Source organism: Hassallia byssoidea VB512170 (genome assembly GCF_000817785.2).
GTDB lineage: Bacteria > Cyanobacteriota > Cyanobacteriia > Cyanobacteriales > Nostocaceae > Hassallia > Hassallia carrinoi.
Map to the genome: position 1 here is coordinate 1 of NZ_JTCM02000128.1, position 18,345 is coordinate 18,345.

General features: G+C 41.0%; 16 protein-coding genes. 8 read left to right on the forward strand and 8 right to left on the reverse strand.

Going from position 1 to position 18,345, the window contains the following annotated elements:
• Positions 1-970 precede the first annotated feature (970 nt).
• Positions 971-2,344, reverse strand: coding sequence for a chromosomal replication initiator protein DnaA (dnaA, locus tag PI95_RS30515; protein ID WP_039737602.1), 1,374 nt, complete (start codon positions 2,342-2,344; stop codon positions 971-973).
• Positions 2,345-2,516: 172 nt separating this feature from the next.
• On the opposite strand from dnaA, the gene PI95_RS30520 reads away from it, so the two are divergent.
• Positions 2,517-3,782, forward strand: a complete 1,266-nt coding sequence (locus tag PI95_RS30520) for an HhoA/HhoB/HtrA family serine endopeptidase (RefSeq protein WP_163519335.1) — start codon at positions 2,517-2,519, stop codon at positions 3,780-3,782.
• A gap of 131 nt (positions 3,783-3,913) precedes the next feature.
• Positions 3,914-4,468, forward strand: coding sequence for a peptide deformylase (gene def, locus PI95_RS30525; RefSeq protein ID WP_039737604.1), 555 nt, complete (start codon positions 3,914-3,916; stop codon positions 4,466-4,468).
• Between the two features lie 347 nt (positions 4,469-4,815).
• On the opposite strand, the gene PI95_RS30530 is transcribed toward def, so the two are convergent.
• Positions 4,816-6,801, reverse strand: a complete 1,986-nt coding sequence (locus PI95_RS30530) for a glycosyl hydrolase family 28-related protein (protein WP_039737606.1) — start codon at positions 6,799-6,801, stop codon at positions 4,816-4,818.
• A gap of 84 nt (positions 6,802-6,885) precedes the next feature.
• On the reverse strand, positions 6,886-7,020 hold the full coding sequence (locus tag PI95_RS37070) for a hypothetical protein (protein ID WP_268896847.1): 135 nt from the start codon (positions 7,018-7,020) through the stop codon (positions 6,886-6,888).
• Positions 7,021-7,066: 46 nt separating this feature from the next.
• On the opposite strand from PI95_RS37070, the gene PI95_RS30535 reads away from it, so the two are divergent.
• The 5 genes from PI95_RS30535 (at position 7,067) to PI95_RS30555 (ending at position 10,431) form a co-directional block, all read left to right on the forward strand.
• A complete protein-coding gene (locus PI95_RS30535; RefSeq protein ID WP_039737608.1) occupies positions 7,067-8,197 on the forward strand; it encodes a phosphotransferase enzyme family protein in 1,131 nt (376 codons plus the stop codon).
• Positions 8,194-8,733 (forward strand): DOMON-like domain-containing protein, encoded by a 540-nt coding sequence (locus tag PI95_RS30540; RefSeq protein ID WP_039737610.1) that lies wholly within the window; start codon positions 8,194-8,196, stop codon positions 8,731-8,733. The genes PI95_RS30535 and PI95_RS30540 overlap by 4 nt, the downstream gene beginning before the upstream one ends.
• A 44-nt stretch (positions 8,734-8,777) precedes the next feature.
• Positions 8,778-9,242 (forward strand): hypothetical protein, encoded by a 465-nt coding sequence (locus PI95_RS30545; RefSeq protein WP_163519336.1) that lies wholly within the window; start codon positions 8,778-8,780, stop codon positions 9,240-9,242.
• A gap of 267 nt (positions 9,243-9,509) precedes the next feature.
• Complete coding sequence (locus PI95_RS30550; protein ID WP_039737612.1) at positions 9,510-10,097, forward strand: Panacea domain-containing protein; 588 nt, start codon at positions 9,510-9,512, stop codon at positions 10,095-10,097.
• 91 nt (positions 10,098-10,188) lie between these two features.
• The gene (locus tag PI95_RS30555) at positions 10,189-10,431 is read left to right on the forward strand and encodes a hypothetical protein (RefSeq protein WP_236117262.1); all 243 of its coding nucleotides are present in this window, start codon (positions 10,189-10,191) and stop codon (positions 10,429-10,431) included.
• Between the two features lie 52 nt (positions 10,432-10,483).
• Here the strand turns inward: PI95_RS30555 and PI95_RS30560 are convergent, their stop codons facing one another.
• Entirely contained in the window at positions 10,484-10,705 is a 222-nt protein-coding gene (locus PI95_RS30560) for a type II toxin-antitoxin system HicB family antitoxin (RefSeq protein ID WP_039737614.1), read from the reverse strand.
• A gap of 232 nt (positions 10,706-10,937) precedes the next feature.
• On the opposite strand from PI95_RS30560, the gene PI95_RS30565 reads away from it, so the two are divergent.
• Complete coding sequence (locus PI95_RS30565; RefSeq protein WP_039737616.1) at positions 10,938-12,647, forward strand: NAD(P)H-quinone oxidoreductase subunit 4; 1,710 nt, start codon at positions 10,938-10,940, stop codon at positions 12,645-12,647.
• 160 nt (positions 12,648-12,807) lie between these two features.
• Here PI95_RS30565 and PI95_RS30570 read toward each other — a convergent pair whose 3' ends face one another.
• The 4 genes from PI95_RS30570 to PI95_RS30585 form a co-directional block, all read right to left on the reverse strand.
• Positions 12,808-14,511 (reverse strand): hypothetical protein, encoded by a 1,704-nt coding sequence (locus PI95_RS30570; RefSeq protein ID WP_039738278.1) that lies wholly within the window; start codon positions 14,509-14,511, stop codon positions 12,808-12,810.
• Between the two features lie 106 nt (positions 14,512-14,617).
• The gene (locus PI95_RS30575; RefSeq protein ID WP_039737618.1) at positions 14,618-16,510 is read right to left on the reverse strand and encodes an ABC transporter permease subunit; all 1,893 of its coding nucleotides are present in this window, start codon (positions 16,508-16,510) and stop codon (positions 14,618-14,620) included.
• 132 nt (positions 16,511-16,642) lie between these two features.
• Positions 16,643-17,593: an ABC transporter ATP-binding protein gene (locus tag PI95_RS30580; RefSeq protein ID WP_039737621.1), complete on the reverse strand. Its 951-nt coding sequence runs from the start codon at positions 17,591-17,593 to the stop codon at positions 16,643-16,645.
• Positions 17,594-18,140: 547 nt separating this feature from the next.
• Positions 18,141-18,345, reverse strand: a 205-nt coding sequence (locus tag PI95_RS30585) for a hypothetical protein (protein WP_163519337.1), incomplete at its 5' end; no start/stop codon positions are given.

The window sequence follows — 18,345 nt, forward strand, 5'->3', positions numbered from 1 at the left end:
CCTGTACCGTCTATTCGTAGTGGCGAGGAGCGTTCGCGGAGCGTCTGGTGAAGGAGAAGGGAGGTCACGAACGTTGTAGCATCTGGCGTTGCGTTATCCTTTTAGCGCTCCGCACCAACGACTGTGCAAGGTGCGTTGCGCTCTTGCACTACGCACCCTACAGTCTACAGTCATTTTACATTTGTTTACATACATTGAATATTTCTCGCCGACTTACTTAATTAACTTGTTGAAGAAGAAGGTATTGCCCTTATTGGGAACAATATAATTTTTTGTAAATAATTGCAAACACAGCAGGCATCATACCATGTCCGGCAAATCACACATATTGTACTGTAGAGACGTTCCGGCGGAACGTCTTTACTGTTAATTAAACGGACACAATATTATTTGTCAGAAAAAATTAAAACAAATCGAAATAATTACGTAGTAATACTGAAAACATCAAGTTTATGAAGTGAACTTTATTTTTATTTTCTGTACTACCGCTGAGGGTATTTTTCCGCAAAAATAGCATGATTTAGATAGTTTTGTGCAATATATTTGTCACGAACTATACAATCTTTCTTTTAGTATTGCCTTCTCATAACTTTAAAAACCAATGAATACTTGCCCTTGCTGCTCCCACCGACTTTTGGCTCATATTCGCAAGAATGAAGTTTACTGGTTCTGCCGAACATGCTGGCAAGAAATGCCATCACTGAGCAGGAAAAAGAGTAATTTATATCTAGAAGTAGCCAGAGAATCATCTAGAGAGCTTCAGAAGTTAATTTAGCATAATTGCTTGTAGCCTGAGAGCGAATTCGTATTACATTTCTTAATAATGGCTGTGGAAAATGTGGAAAAGTTTCGATAGTTCTGTTCCACTGATAATTCCACAAGCCATTACCTGTGGAAAAAGTTGTGGAAAAACCCGATAGTTTTTCCACAGAGTAATTATACTCAAGAAAATTTGGCAGATAGTTGAAGTTTATTTTTGGGAACTAGTCATATTAATGCGATCGCTTAATTGACGTAAGGTTTGTACCAAAGTGCGATCGCTTTCTTGTAGCTGGGTTATTTTATCGCAACTATAAATCACCGTTGTGTGGTCTTTCCCCCCAAAAACTTCTCCAATTCTCGGCAAACTCAAATCTGTGTGCTGCCGCATTAAATACATACCAATTTGACGTGCCCAGCTTATTTCCCGTCGTCGCGAGTTGCTTTTTAAGTCTTCAATTGAGACATTCAAAGCATCAGCTACTACCGATAAAATTGCTTCTGGAGTGGCTGGCAACTTTTCAGTTTTTGGTTGTAAAACTGGTACGAGATTTTCCACAGTCATGGCTAAACCCCAAATCGAAATATACGCCACTGCCCGAATTAACGCTCCTTCTAACTCGCGAATATTAGAAGTGTAATTTAAAGCTATATATTCAATTACATCTTTAGGCAAGATAATATTTTCGTATTCCGCTTTTTTTTGCAAAATTGCCATTCTCGTTTCTAAATCTGGTGCTTGGATATCAGCAATTAAACCCATCGAAAAACGAGAACAGAGACGTTCTTGTAAGCGCGGAATTTGGTTGGGGGGACGGTCGGAAGCTATAATAACTTGCTTGCCAGCTTCATATAAAGTATTAAAAGTGTGAAAAAATTCTTCTTGCGTAGACTCCTTACCCTCAATAAATTGAATATCATCTACTAACAGTACATCAGCCGCTCGATAATGCTCTCGAAAACCTTGTCTGTTATCATTACGGATGGCAGTAATTAAATCATTAGTAAACTGCTCGCAAGAAACATAAAATATTTTAGAATCAGAATAATTTTCTCGGCGATAGTGTCCAATAGCCTGCATTAAGTGGGTTTTTCCCAATCCGACACCACCGCATAAAAATAAAGGATTAAACTCTCTTCCCGGAGATTCAGCAACAGCTAATGAAGCCGCGTGAGCCATCCGATTATTTGCACCGACTACAAAGCGCGAAAATACATATTTATAATTTAATTCACTAGTTATCGTTTTGCTTTTAGAAGCATTTTCTAAAATATTATTTGGAATAGGAACTGCCTGAGTCAGTTCTCCTTCATTCAAAAAAGAAATTTCATCACCTTGAGCAACGGTAAAATAAATTTCAACAGGATGACCAAGAATGTCTTGTACTACACGAGCAATTGTATTTATGTAATACTTTTGTAACCAATTACGCGCAAATGGGTTAGGAGTAAGTATCACCAAGCAATTATTTTCTAATCGCTCTGCACTAGCAGTTTTAATCCAAGTTTCAAAGGTGGGACGGGATAATTCTAGCTGTAAGCGCTCCAATACCTGAATCCACAGAGTTTTTATGGGAATTTCCATGTTACATACCACCTTTGCTGCTAATCGTCAAAATAGAAGATATAAGCAAGCACCCATTTAGCATTGCTCAGATGCTCTAGACCTAGAACAAGCTTTTAAGTTGTAATTATTCTTGTTCCCGGTAGGCAAGATCCTACCACTCACTGACTCATAAAGGAGTTACACGCGACAGATGAAGATAAAACATGACTTTCAGCAAAAAAAAATTGATACCAGGAGTTTGCCTCAACCTTGGGCAGCAACTGGTATTATGTTAATGCTACTGAGTGGCGCAGTGGTGTTCCTTGGGGGCTGCTCGTTACCTATCGGTAGTGCTGGTATTGAAAGTCAAAGAAATGATTCTCAAGCTCAAGTAGAAGCCCAAAACACAAGCACAAGCGATCCAGTAATTGCCCCACCACCAATTCTCGCCAAGTCTGGAGATCCTAATTTTGTAGTGGGAGTAGTACAAAAAGTCGGACCAGCGGTAGTGAGAATTGATTCTACTAGAGTCGTAAATTCTCGTAGTTCAGATGAATTTAACGATCCACTTTTCCGCCGCTTTTTCGGAGATCGGCAATCAGAACCCAGACAAACAATAGAAGGTAGCGGCTCTGGATTCATCATTAACTCCGCAGGTCAAATTTTGACTAATGCCCATGTGGTCGATGGTGCTGACACGGTGACGGTAACATTGAAAGATGGTCGGACTTTTGACGGCAAAGTGCTGGGCGAAGACCGGATAACTGATGTTGCAGTAATTAAAATTGCCGCAAATAACCTGCCCACTATTGCTCTTGGTAACTCCGAGACATTGCAACCGGGCGAAGCAGTAATTGCTATTGGCAATCCTTTAGGTTTAAATAATACCGTAACCTCTGGCATTCTCAGTGCTACAGGTCGTTCTGGTAGCGACATCGGCGCTAGTGACAAGCGCGTTGATTACATTCAAACAGATGCTGCTATTAACCCTGGTAACTCTGGCGGACCGCTGCTAAATGCTGAAGGTCAAGTAATTGGGATGAATACGGCGATTTTGCGTGGCGCTCAAGGGTTGGGATTTGCCATCCCCATTAATACAGCACAACGAATTGCCCAGCAATTAATTGCCAAGGGAAGGGTGGATCATCCTTATTTAGGTGTCGCAATGGAAACGCTGACCCCAGAAATTAAGAGAGTCATCAGTAATGCTTCTGACGGTCAGCTGAAAATAACAGCAAATAAAGGAGTATTTATTCGCGGCGTTGTTCGTGGTTCGCCAGCCGCGACAGCCGGATTAAGAGCTGGTGATGTGATTATCAGTATCAATAACAAATCTGTTGCCAAAAATGAAGAGGTACTAAAAATATTAGAAAATAGTCAAATAGGTAGCCCGTTACAAATACAATTGGAGCGGAATGGACAACGACAACAAGTCGCAGTTAGCCCTGCACCTCTACCGGCTCGACGAGAAAGCTAATTTTACTAAGATAGCTATTAGCTATCTTAGTAAACGTAAAATATTGTCCTGAACCGTAGTGAGCGGTTTACCGCTCAAATATTCAATCTTAAGGGCTGAAGCCCTTACTACCTAAGAAAAAGAGTTATATTATGGGTGAACTACGAAAAATTATTCAATTAGGCAATCCGATACTGCGCTCCAAAGCTGCGGTAATTGAAAATATCCAATCCGAGCAGATAGAAAAACTAATTGAAGATTTATTGGCAACAGTTGCTGATAGTAACGGTGTGGGAATTGCCGCGCCTCAAGTTGCAGAACAAAAGCGTTTATTTATCGTTGCGTCGCGTCCCAATCCCCGGTATCCTAACGCCCCAAAGATGCAACCAACAGCTATGATAAATCCCCAAATAACCGCACATTCAAATGAAATTGTCAAAGGTTGGGAAGGTTGTTTAAGTATTCCTGGAATTAGAGGATTAGTTCCCAGATATCAGGCGATAGAAGTAGAATATACTGACCGCGATGGCAAGTTACAAAAACAAGATTTTACTGATTTTGTAGCGCGAATTTTTCAACATGAGTACGACCACTTGGAGGGAATTGTTTTTTTAGATAGGGTAGAGAGTACTTTCGATATAATGACTGAGCAAGAGTATCAACAGCGGATTTCAAGTAACAATGACGACATTAATGAAAAAACTTGATAATTCATAATTCATAATTCATAATTCATAATTAAAAAAATGGGTAAATGAAACCCGAATTTTTATGAAGCTCAAACTTTTTAAGTGGAGAGTTAAAGCTGACACTGATTGAAATTATTACCCCACGCACGCCACATGCTTTATGAGGGAAACCCTCATGACCCTTACGGGTTCGGCAGTTACTCCACTTGGGGAAACCCCAAGACCGTACTGCCTCACCGCAGTGGTTTATAAATGCGTGGGCTTTAAAATATTGAAGAAACGATACTTTTATGTCTCCATTGATAAATCACTCTTGCCAGAAGCAGTGTTATGAATTATGAATTACGATCTTATTAATTATTTGGTCATTTTTTAAAACCTGTATACAATACTAAAGCTTGTCCATTCGCAGTTCTTCTGCCAGGAATCTCACGGCGCATGAGCTTTTTTGTCTCGTTTCCGCGTGTTTCCTCAACCCAAATTTGATAGGTGTCTTTATCGAAATATGCCTCAGTAACACCAACAAAAGAACAAGAAGCATTGATGATGCGGAATAGTGGATCTGAAGGTGCTTGTTTATTAGTTGCATAAATTAGCCCACCGAGAACTTCAGTAAAACCATTATCTGTAGTCTCAATTTTTGTTTTACTTCCTTCTGTCTTCAAACCAAGAATCCACAGCTTGGCGCCGCGATTGACTACAGCAGTTTCTACACTTCCTTCAGGATTAAGCTGACGTGCCCAAATATGTTGAGCAGGGTTGAGTAATCTAATTGTATGCATTGCAGCATCATCAATGAATAAATCTCCGCTTCCTTGGCTTTCGAGGTCAAGACCCAAGATGCTACGGTAAACAATGGTTCGATTAGCAACGTTCTTCCATTTCAACTTAGATTTATATGCGACGAAGAAGTTTTCAATGATGAGAGTTGGTTGACTGCCGTCCGATGCAACTATCTCTCCAGAACCGTTTAGCACTCCTTCAGTTCCCAGAAATCTTCGCACATTTCCTCTAAGTTTGAGAGAACCATTGATTGTAAAAATTCCTGGTTTTGGCACTACTACTGTCGTGGCACCAGAATCAATCGCTGCTTGAAAAGCTGCTGTATCATCCTTTTTATCAGTTGCGATCGCGCCAAACTGCTCGACGCTTACCCATGTTTTTGGATCGTCCCACTCTAGCTTAGGAAATTGTTTAATTGTCAGTTGAAGCGATCGCGATGGCGAAGGAAATTTAGAAAGGATAGGGTGGGAAGCAAATTCATCAATTGCATTTCCTTTCACGCTTTTTGCCGCCTTTTTTGCATTAGTATTATTTGAAAGAACGTTCCTGTAACCAGAAGATACTACGTTTCTCGCATAGATAAATCCTATAGAAGAAATTGCCGGTTTATTACTTGCACCACCGCTACCGATAAGCTTGGCATTCATTAGCGTCAAAGTACTTCCGCGATCGTTACCGGTATGAGGATTACTACCATTAACAATTGCAGCTACAGAATTCACACTATTAAACCCCTCCAGACTAACTACTTGTCCGCGATTGTAGAAACCTGCTCGCTTCTGATCGCGGACAGTAATATTCTGCATTGATAAACCGTTTATACCGTTGTTAGTGCTTATCCCCTCATCAAATCCAATTATTTCAACATCCTCAACTAGCAACGGACCGACCTCACCATGAGTCAGTGCTAAACCAGTTGTACCTTGATTATCAGAAGAGATAATTTTAACGCTTCTTACTGCACCTTGATTGTTGGCAACAAAATTGAGTCCTTCCGCTCCTGGATTATTTTTGCCTATATTGATAGTGAGATTTCTGACAGAATTGCTAAAGCGTTGAGCTACCTTACTTGCTTTAAACTCTTTAGAGTTTGGATCTAAATCTGGGTTAAACCCTGTAGAAATAACAGGTCGAGGCTTGTCTGGGTTTTGGAACTTTGGGGAACTATCGTTTAGTTGTATAACAACACCATCTCGACTTTGCCCTTGCAGCACAATACGTTTGTAGTCAGAACGGAAAGGAACTCCGTTAGCCCAATGCAAGCTATCAGAAATGTTATACACCCCATTGGGTAAGTAGATAACTCGTCCCTGATTGGGAAACTGACTCAACGCCTTTTGGATAGCCGCAGTATCATCCTTACCATCGTTGGGTACGGCTTTATACTCAGGCGATGTGACATCGATTACTGCCGCGCTTTGAGGGTATCGGATATTCTCATTAATTCTGGGAATAGCTTGCGCTTTGTGAACTTCATTATTGCTACAGTCAACACAAATAACAGCAAGGGGAATCGCGACGAATAAGGAAGAAAGTAGTTTGAATACTGATGCCGGAGTAGAAATCACAAGCGTATCTTCTCTTGGCTAATTTACTACTAGCTATTTACATTCGTCAAAAGAACAATCCGTAAAAACTCGGATGATTTCCAATCATGTTGATGTAGTTAGTGCATCTAGAAAAACTGAAATAGGATGAATTTTTACCGAATCTAGGAAATCGCTGATGCTGTTGGCGATCGCACTAAACTTTTTGTGGTATACGACAAAGGTACGCGATAATAACATGCATTCTCAGGTAAGCTGCAATAAAAGCAAAATATAAGGCAAAATTTTGAATAATCTGATTGACATTGCAGACCAATTTAAGCCACAAGGTAAGGTTATTGACATCCAGGAATTTGGGAATGGCAATATTAATAGCACTTTCCTTGTAACTCTGGATTCCCTAGAAGAAAAGCATTTTATCCTGCAACGCATCAACACGCAGGTGTTTCGTCAACCAAAACTGGTGATGCAGAACATGAGTGTGTTTACTCTTCATGTGCGCGATAAGCCGAAGGCTTTAAGCTCCGCTTATCGCCTGCAAAATAACCCCCAAAATCGCCGCTGGGAAGTACCGCGTGTACTTTTGACACAAAATGCCCAAAATCACTTTATTGATGCTGATGGGTCATTCTGGCGGGCAATCAGCTTTATTGAGGCTGCGGAGTCTTTTGACACAATTAAAGATAGCAATCACGCTCGCGAAGTTGGCTATGCGCTAGGTATGTTCCATAACCTAATCAGCGATTTGCCTACCGAAAAACTCGCTGACACCCTTCCAGGATTTCATATTACACCGCGCTACCTCCAGCAGTATGTAGAGACGCGATCGGTCGCGTCTTTACAAAGTAGTGTCAGCCAATCTGCGGAAGTCAAGTATTGTTTGCAATTTGTAAGCGATCGCTCTTCTTGGGCACACGTTTTAGAAAATGCCCAAGCACAAGGACAACTGATAAAGCGCCCAATTCACGGCGACCCCAAGGTAAATAATGTCATGATAGACACCACAACCGGGCATGGTATCAGTATTATTGACCTGGACACCGTTAAACCAGGCTTGGTTCATTATGATATCGGGGACTGCCTGCGCTCAAGCTGCAATTTTTTGGGAGAAGAAACAGACCAGTGGGATATGGTGCGCTTTGACACCGATATTTGTCAGTCTGTTTTGCAAGGTTATCTCTCAGTAGCGAGAGATTTCCTCACTATAAGCGACTATGAATATATGTACGATGCAATCCGCTTGATTGCCTTTGAGTTGGGATTGCGATTTTTTACTGATTATTTAGCGGGTAATGTCTATTTTAAGATTAAGTACCCAGAACATAATCTCAATAGAGCGATCGTGCAATTCAAGCTCACCGAAAGTATCGAATCTCAAGAAACCGCTATCCGCGCTATCATTCAGCAAATGCGATGAACGAGCAAAATTTTTCTTTGCAGCCATTTAATTTAACAAGCTCGCTGTCTGATTTAAAGATTACAGGCAGTATCGCTCGAAACGGCAAGAAATTAACTATTTCTTATGCACTGCTTGGCGATTTGACAAAAGTCGAAATTCCCACACCAGCTGACTTGTTAAAGCGCAAATACGATCTTTGGGAAGAAACGTGTTTCGAGTTCTTCGTTGGAATTAAGAATTCTCCTGATTATTGGGAGTTTAATCTATCACCAGCAGGACATTGGAATGTCTTTCACTTAGATAATTATCGGCAAGGGTTACAAGAGGAAATGGCTGTTACATCGCTACCTTTTAGCGTTCAGCAGAAATCAGATGCTTTGTTGGTTGATTTAGAAGTTGATTTAAATAAGTTTATCTTGGCAGAACAATCTTTAGAAGTTGGAATTACTACTGTGATTAAATCGAAAGATGGTAATCTTAGCTATTGGGCATTAACTCATTGTGGTGAGGAAGCTGATTTTCATCGACGGGAAAGTTTTGTTGTTGAATTGTGAGATAGTTGTTGATGTGTCGGGTAGCGAAGTTTGAGGAAATCAACATGCATCGAGAACAACTCGCCAAATGGCTGCTTGGAGCTGCTGCGCTTTCAACAATTATCATTCCCATCGCTGTGGATGCAGTTTTACTAGCAAACGCTCATATGAATAACCCTGCATGGCTACCTCATGCAAAACTGCATTGCGCTATGTCGTTTTTTGCGGGTGCTTCGTTGGGACTTGCTGCTTTGGCGATTTTGCTAGTTCGTCCGGTAAGCGATCGCTTTTCGATGGGTCTTGCTGCATTTCTCGGTTCTGCCTTTTGGATTGGGCTAATTGCTGCCGGATTCTTGCCGGGAACTTCTTACGGGTTTCTTAACGATCCAGTTTTTGGTAGTATTCGTGAACCTGAGTTAGGTGGAATCACGATTTATCCGAATGTCGCGCTTGGTGTGATTACTATTGCGATCGCTATCGTAGGTTATTCGTTAACAAGTCAGGCAAAGTCGATTGATCAATCGAAGTGAACAATCGTTATGCTTATTTGCGATCGCACGACCTCAACTGTATCTTCACAGCACAGTGTCACCCCCGTCGTGTTGAGTTGTGAGTCAGTTTTGTCGGGTGGGCTGCGTTAAGTTGTAACCTACCATTTATTTATCAGCGAAAGTGAAGGTAAAATGTCACTTTCGTACAAAAATACTATTAAGCTCATTTTATTTTATAATAAGTATGTGTGTAATTCCTTTGAGATTTACTATCTAAACAGTCTATTTTGATTTGCGGGTCTGAGTATGATTGATTGTCTCAACGCAGCTCGCTACTTTATTATCAGAGCTTATGAAGACGGTATGGAAGCTGAAATGACCAATATGAAGGTTCAAAAGCTTCTATATTACTCACAAAGTTTACATTTAGCGTTGTACGATGAGCCATTGTTTGATGAAGAAATTCAAGCATGGCGATATGGTCCTGTGTGTCCTCCTGCCTACAGGTTTTATAGTGAATTTGAAGCGAAGCAATTACCTATCCCTAGCAAAGAATTTTTGTTGCAGGTTGCTGATGATAAGAAGAAGCTTTTAGAAGAAATTTGGGAATATTTCGGCAGCTACCATGCGTATTTACTTAGTGATATGACTCACTTAGAGTTTCCTTGGAAGAAAGCCCGTAAAGGATTACCGTCTCAAGCAAGTTCCACAGAACCAATTCTTCTTAAGGATATGAAAGCACTCGGTCATCAAAAGCTTGAAGCTATAGAACGTGAAAATCCCGCTTATGAAAGCGTGATGTCTGAAGTTTTAAAGAATGCTTTGAATTCGGAATCTTCAACCCGTGTTGGTAAAAAAGAAGTGCGTGACTGGCTCAACTCCCTTGTTAATTGAAGAATCTGACAATTTTAAACGTTCTTTTAAAAAGCTTGCTAAAGCCCTTGGGAATGATTTTGTTGAGCGTGTTGCGGAAGTTTAGGAAAATTTGATTGAAGATCAGTATCCGATAAATTCACGTAACGAACCTTTACCCGGAAAGATTCAGTTACCTGAAGGTTGGACGTTTCACAAACTGGAATTGAAGGTTGGTAGAGGAGCTTCCCGACAAATCAGATTAATGTATTTGGTCAATACAAGTGACTGTGTAATCAAACTTGTGTGGATTTATAATCATCAACAGTTTGAGAAACGTCCTGCTGATAAAGATTTGAAGAGTGTTATTAAGTAAATATTAGACTTTTAGTTAGCCAAGTTTATTGTTATATTTCACTTCGTTCAACTCAACCTATAGTCTTTAACTTGTTGTTAAACAGGATAAGGATATAGTGTAAAATTAAATTTTTACTGATTGCTTCTTGAATATTCGCCAAAGCCTCTTCACGAGTTTTTCCCTGGCTGATGCAACCTGGTAAACTTGGTACTTCTACGACAAAATAATTATCTTCACCAGGATACAGTAGCACTTTGCGCTTAGATTCGGCTTGAGGTTTTGCCACAGTCATTGCTCAACACCTGTTTAGTTACTGTATTTAAATGCTAGTAAGCACACAGAGCAAAAAGTGCGATGTCTACTTTAAGGGGCTACGCCTACGCCTAATTTTACTTGCAGATTTCCTCAAATTTTGCATTATAGATTCAACTAGATGGCTATCTGCGATAAATACTGATTTATAAATCGTTACAAAGTCGAGTAAGATGACTTTATTAACAATATAAGTATTTTTGCTCATTACGATGATAGCGGATCAATTTCCCTGGCTAACTGCGATAATCCTTCTTCCACTGATTGGTTCTGTGTTCATCCCCGTACTGCCTGATAAAGACGGGAAAGTTGTGCGGTTGTATGCCTTAGGTGTGGCGATCGCCGACTTTGGTTTGATGTGCTACGCCTTTTGGAAGCATTACGATCCCAGCAGCGCTAGTTTTCAACTCGCAGAAAAGTATGCTTGGGTGCCTCAGTTAAATTTTAACTGGGCAGTTTCCGTCGATGGAATATCTGTCCCCCTCGTGCTTCTGGCAGGATTGGTGACGACGCTGGCGATATTTGCAGCTTGGCAAGTTAATATCAAGCCGAGGCTCTTCTATTTCTTGATGCTGGTGCTTTATTCCGCAGAGATAGGGGTATTCGTCGCTCAAGACTTGCTACTATTTTTCATTATGTGGGAAATCGAACTAGTTCCCGTTTACCTGCTCGTCTCGATTTGGGGGGGTCAAAAGCGTCGCTACGCGGCGACAAAATTCTTACTATATACCGCAGCAGCTTCTATTTTCATTCTGGTTGCAGCGCTAGGAATGGCAGTCTACGGTAACAATATGACCTTCGATGTAGTCGAGCTTGCCATGAAGGATTACCCACTAGCGCTAGAACTACCGCTATATGCGGGATTGTTGATTGCATTTGGTGTCAAGCTGGCTGTTTTCCCCCTGCACACCTGGCTGCCTGACGCGCATGGTGAAGCTTCTGCTCCCGTGTCAATGATTTTGGCAGGTGTGCTTTTGAAGATGGGCGGATATGGACTGATTCGCCTGAATCTGGAGCTTTTGGGCGATGCACATATTTACTTTGCACCGATGCTGGCAATTATGGGTGTCGTCAACATTATTTACGGTGGGTTGAACTCTCTTGCTCAGTCTAATATGAAGCGTCGCCTAGCTTATTCGTCAGTTTCCCACATGGGATTTGTACTGCTGGGTATTGCGTCCTTCACCGACTTGGGAGTTAGCGGTGCGATGTTGCAGATGATTTCCCACGGTTTAATCGCAGCAGCGCTGTTCTTCTTAGCAGGGGTGACTTACGATCGCACCCACACCCTGATAATGGATAAAATGGGCGGTGTTGGTCAGGTAATGCCGAAAGTGTTTGCCCTGTTTACAATCGCGGCAATGGCTTCGCTCGCTCTCCCCGGTATGAGCGGCTTTGCTAGCGAATTGGCAGTCTTTGTTGGTGTCACGACCAGCGACATCTACAGCTCGACTTTCTGCACCGTGACGGTTTTCTTAGCTGCGGTGGGAATCATCCTCACACCGATTTATCTGCTGTCGATGCTGCGACAAGTATTTTACGGTTCTGGTGCAGCACTCACATGCGACATTGACAATGCCGGCTCGGAAAATCAGGATGATGAAGGAGCGGTTTGCTTTGGTACAGACTGCGCTTTGCCTACGGAGGCAGTCTATGAGGATGCCAGACCGCGTGAGGTGTTTATCGCTGCCTGTTTTCTGGTGTTGGTTATCGGCATCGGGTTCTACCCCAAGCTGGCTACACAGATGTATGATGTGAAGACTGTTGCCTTAAATGCTCAAATTCGCCAATCGTATACCGTAATCTCGCAAAAAAATCCCCAGATTTATGCTAAGGGATTCTTGCTTCCTCAAATTGCCGAGTCTGATGCAGCACCTGTTTTGGGAATTGTCAATTCAAAGGGTGTAGGGGGTAGGGGGTAGGGTGTGGGGGGAAGAAGAGGGGTGTGGGGGATAGGGTGTAGTGTTTAAGATAATGGATGATAAAGTAAACACCACTTTTTCCTTCCCCACACCCCACACCCTGTTCTTTGTAACTTGATTCTGTCGAAAATCGAGCGATCGCCTGACTTTTAAGTTACGGTTAGTGCGATCGCCTTGTAGACTCCCCAGCTTTTCTTAACTGTCGCATCAGCAAAAATACTACCAATCCGATAATCATCCACTGACAAATAACTGCCAGAAAGACCGATATGAATGAATTTGGGTATCCTGTGGGATATAAGATAATAAGTGGAGCTGCGATTGAAAACAGCCACGCAAATGTATTATTTCCAGGATTGGAGAACAGCATAGCTACAATTACCAATGGTAATATCATTACCGCACCCACCGTGCCAGTAGCCCATAACACACGTTGCTCAGTTTTCATCAACAACGTTAGTTGAGCCAAACCTGCGTAGATGATAGTTAAATTTCCAGCAAAAATTAGAGATAAAAAGGCTGATATTGCGCTATCAAATCCGATACCGGAAAGTAAAATAAATAGACTTAAAGCAGTAATGGCGATTATTGCATTGAGTGCGATCGCTACTAAACCCGGACTTTTTTCACTCCAAATTAAATCCTTAATTAACTTGCTATTTCCAAATTCCTTGAAACTATAAATATGTCGGTAACGTGCCCAATCATATAGACTTTGACGATGAGGATTAATAGCAGCAATGAGATATAAAAACAGCCACAAATTCAAAAAGAAGAGACTCCCGATATTTCCATACGTATAAGAAGTGTTAGTTTTCGCAAATAATCCTTGCCAATTAGCCCATCCTATTGTGAAAAAAGCAAAGCAAGACGTTAGCAAATAACTCTGCTGTTTACTCAACATTGTGGCATTGGGGTCACGAAAGCAACGCTGCAAAGACTGCCAAATAAACCAAGTTGCCATCGCGTAAATCAACAAAACAAAGCCAACCGTAGTTACAAAACTAGCTCCCAACGGTATGTTATACCAATGCAGGTTTGCTAATTCTGAAGCAACAGATTTAAAAGAAGAATCAACCGAATAATGCGGAATAAAGTAAACTGGGTTAATTAACTTCAAGACAACAAATGGATGTTCAGATTGTTGTACTTGAGAAAAGATTCCTGGCTTAGTTAATATGAGAAAACCCAAAACTGCACCGCTACCCAACCACGCTTGAAAACCGCTTAACCAAGAACCAACTAAGCCAAATAACAATGCACCACTATAGTATAAAATGCAAGCTCCTACAATAACTGCATAAAAACTGAAAATTTCAATCAACGGAATGTTTGCAGCTAAACCCGACCATAAATGCAAAGGAATTGCTAGGAATACTGCAAGATATAGCAGGATAGGCACACCTAGCATTTTACCTAATAAGATGCTTTGGGGTGACTGAGGACTAAGGCGAATAAAATTCAGTGTTTCACGACGTTCTTCATTAGCTAAATCACTGATGATTAGATAAGTTCCGGCAACTAAAATAGCGAAGCAGCCAATAATACTCAACCATGTAAATATGTTTCTATACCACAATTCCCAATTGATGATAATATTACCCAATTTATCTTGGAAACATACCCGCGTTGCCGCATTTATATAAGTATTTTCTCCAGTACAATATTTGTTGGTAATAGTTTGAATTGCATTTGCTGTATTTTCAGTTATTACCTGGGTTTGGAAATATAGAAGTAGTAAAAATTGACTTAACAGAGAAATAAAAATTGTCAGTAGAATATTGCGCGGTTTAATACGACCTTTGATTTCTCGCAATAATTGCGGATTCCAGTTTCCTAAACGGTCTACAAAATTTTGCATCATCGCAAAAATCTCCATAATTACTAGTTAGGGATATGAGTTACACGTCCTAAACGTTGATAGAAAAGTAGTAAGTGCTTTAGCGCTGAAGCGCTTACTACAATTAACTTCAACTTAACAATGCTTTAGTAGCAGATTCCCCTGCTAACTTTACCCGCTTTGTCAATTGAAAGTTTAACAATGCTAAAACGCTAAACTCAGTCAAGAGTGCCAGAAAAATTGTTGTTGTAGAAGCATATTCTACACCTGCCCAAGGAAAGCTGGAAAATAGCCAGAGGGTAGCATTTTTCGAGGGAGAAATGGTGAGGAATTGGAGAATCATCGGTGGTAGAAACATTACCGCAGCTACAGTACCAATTGCCCACAAAGAACGCTTGGAAGTTTTCATCATCAACATCAGTTGAGCTATGGTAGCGTAAATCATCATGAAGGTGATGAATAAGGCTAAAGCAAAAATTACATGAATTCTGTGAACATTGTTTCCAAACCCAAGTAAATTGCGGTTATGGTGAACATTTAAAATAGGCGCAACTGCAATCCAAACTATTAATGGGATAATAGCGATCGCCAAATTAATTGCCATTGCTACCAGTGCAATACTCTTTTCACCGAAAATCAAATCTTTTAGCAAAGACTTATTCCAAATACCCTGATGTTTATATCTTGCCCAATCTTGTACAGCTTGACGGTGAGGTGAGAGAATTGCAATTAAACCAAGAAGCAGTACTGAGTTACAAAATGCTAGCAAAATGAAATTCTCGCCAATTTGAGAATTCACATCGTACAAGCAAGTAGAAGGTTGCTTAACCAGAGTAGGTGGGCAATAATTTTTTACATAGTGCAAAGTGAATCCCCACATCATCACTTGCAAACCAGCTACCACCAAATAACTTTGAAGCTTGCTGATAACAGCGGTATTCGGGTTACGAAAACAACGTTTCAATGCTTGCCAAATACCAAACGTACACAAGCCATAACTCAATAAATGGAATCCAACAATACTACTAACATTTGTTCCAATCGGTAAATAGAAAAACTGCAATTGTTTCAGCGGTGAACCATTGTATAAGTGAAACAAATTGGGAAACAGATAATTTGTGATATCGAAGGGACTAAATAATCTAAACCAAGCCGTTGAATTGTTAAAGTTTCCTCCAGAAGACGATACCATCATCATCGTCATAATTAAGAATACTAGAATCGAACCACTACCTAACCAAGGTTGAAAACTATTAAACCAACGACAAACTAAACCAAAAAGTAGCGCTGCACTATAAAAGAAAATACAGCTAGCAGCAAGAACTGCGTAAAAACTAAAAATGTAACTTAAAGCGATATTAGCAGAACGTCCAGCATACAAATGTAAAGGCACTGCTACTAAAGTTACAAGATAAACTAAAATTGGCACTCCTAACAGCTTACCAGTCAAAATCTTTACTTCTGACTGGGGACTGAGGCGAATAAAATTAAGTGTGCCGCGACGTTCTTCATTAGCTAAATTATTTATTAGTAAATAAGTTCCTGCTACTAATAGTGTGAAGATAAAAATCACGCTCAATGAGAGAAATATGTATTCCCAGTGGTCTTGCCACCACGATTGCATATCTAATTGATTCGTTGGGCAAAAATTCTCGGAAATGTATTTACTTAAAGCTTGAAGTTTTACATTTGTCGATTTGAGTTCTGTTTGCAAATCTAGAAGCGATGCTTTATCAAATCCTTTATTTCTTTTTAAACTAGATATTGCTGTATTAAGTGTGCTGCTTTGTCGATAAAGTGTCTCTTGTTGCTGAAGATAAGATTTACTTAGGCGACAGTATTGACCGACTATAGAGTAATTTTCGCCGGGAAAATCTTTTAATTGAAACAAAAATAATACCAGTTGCCCAAGTAGCGAAATAATCAAGGCGATCGCTACAGGCAAAATTTTCAATCGACCTTTGAGTTCGCGCAACAATTGCGGATTCCAATCGCCGATTTTATCTATTAAGTTGAGCATCATACTCACAAATCTCCAAAAATTTAAATTGACTGACGGCAATTAAAAATCCACGCATCCGTCGAGAATGCGCTTTGATCGGAGGAAACCTCCGCTCAAACTTTTCGCAAAATCCAAAATCCAAAATCCAAAATCCTAAGATGCTTGTTTATGACCGAGTTTGAGGAAAATTGTTTCTAGGTCTTCTTGAGTGCAATGAAATTCGCTCAGAGGAATGTTAGCTTGGATGAGCGATCGCAACAAATTTGCACTATCTTCTTGACTTCCCGAAAAATAGACGCGCACACCCTGTTTATCTGGCATAACTTCCCACTCTTCCACTAGACAATGATTTTTCAACTCGCTTAAAAGTGGTTCTAAATTTCCCAAAGTCGATAATAAAATTTGCTGGCGAGAAAGACGCTGATAAAGTTGTTTTAGTGAAGCACTTTCTACCAAAAAGCCAAGTTCCATAATTCCCACTGAAGTACACAGTTCCGCTAAATCGCTGAGAACGTGCGAAGAAATTAATATTGTCATCCCAGCTTCTTGCAACGCTTTAATAATTTCGCGAAACTGCATTCTAGCAATGGGGTCAAGCCCGGAAACCGGCTCATCTAGTAGTAGTAAAATTGGTTCGTGGATAATTGTTCGCGCCAAACTGAGGCGTTGTTTCATCCCCCGCGATAAAGTAGAAATCTGACTGTGGCGTTTATTGCCAAGTTGTATTAATTCTAAAACTTCATGTAAACGTTGAGTGCGGCGCGGTTCTCGCAAGCGATACAAACGCGCAAAATAATCAAGATAATCCCAAACTGTGAGATCCTCATAAAGCGGATAGTCATCGGGTAAGTAGCCGAGACGACGCTTGAGAGTCGGATTAGTTTTGTCGCGTAGAAGGCGATCGCCATTAATATAAATCTCACCCGTAGTCGGTTCCTCAGCAGTTGCCAACATCCGCATGAGAGTTGTTTTACCCGCGCCATTCGGACCAATCAGTCCGTAAACCTCACCCGCTTGGATCTCCAAATCAACATCATTAACCGCAACGTGGCGATCGAATTGCTTAGTCAGTCCACAGGTGCGAATTGCCAGTTCTTTTACCATAGCTGCAAAGGGTGCGGTTTAACAGTTAACCTAACTTGTCTCTACAGCTTTTGTCAGGCTTGTTTCAGAAATTGAAACAAAAGAGTTTGAAAAGCGATTAGAAATCGCGGCTACACAAACAAAACCCACCTCCGTGGGTTGGAAAGCCTTGATTTTGTGTTAGTCCGCGCAGGCGGACTTTGCCTGTGTAGTAGCGAATTATATTCGCCCTTTTCTTTTTCGGAGATTTTGACCGGAGTAATCTGGTGGCATAACTGGGTCATTAGACTTCTTGCAGAAGTAGGGGAAAGGGGAAAGGGGAAAGGGGAGGCAGTGCGTTGCGGGGGTTCCCCCCGTTGTAGCACCTGCCGTGAAAGGGGTAGAAAAAAGCTCATATCGACAGTCTAAAAACGAATGAGTGCAAGAGGTCTATTATCAGGTTATTGCTGAGATTGTATACAACTTTGCCGCGCAATATTCCGGCTTTTGGCAAAATAAAGAAAATACAAAAATTTTGAATGCAACACGCGGTATAAGAGCATAACTGTGCGTCCTTACCTTTGAATGCTTAAGTTATCATCAGCAATGTTGAAGTTAGTGTAACCATACTTAAGCTGTAGTTATTAATATTGCAACTGTAGCGGTCTAACTCGTAACGGGAGCGGTCTACCTCGTTACGGGAGCGGTCTACCTCGTAACGGGAGCGGTCTACCTCGTAACGGGAGCGGTCTACCTCGTAACGGGAGCGGTCTACCTCGTAACGGGAGCGGTCT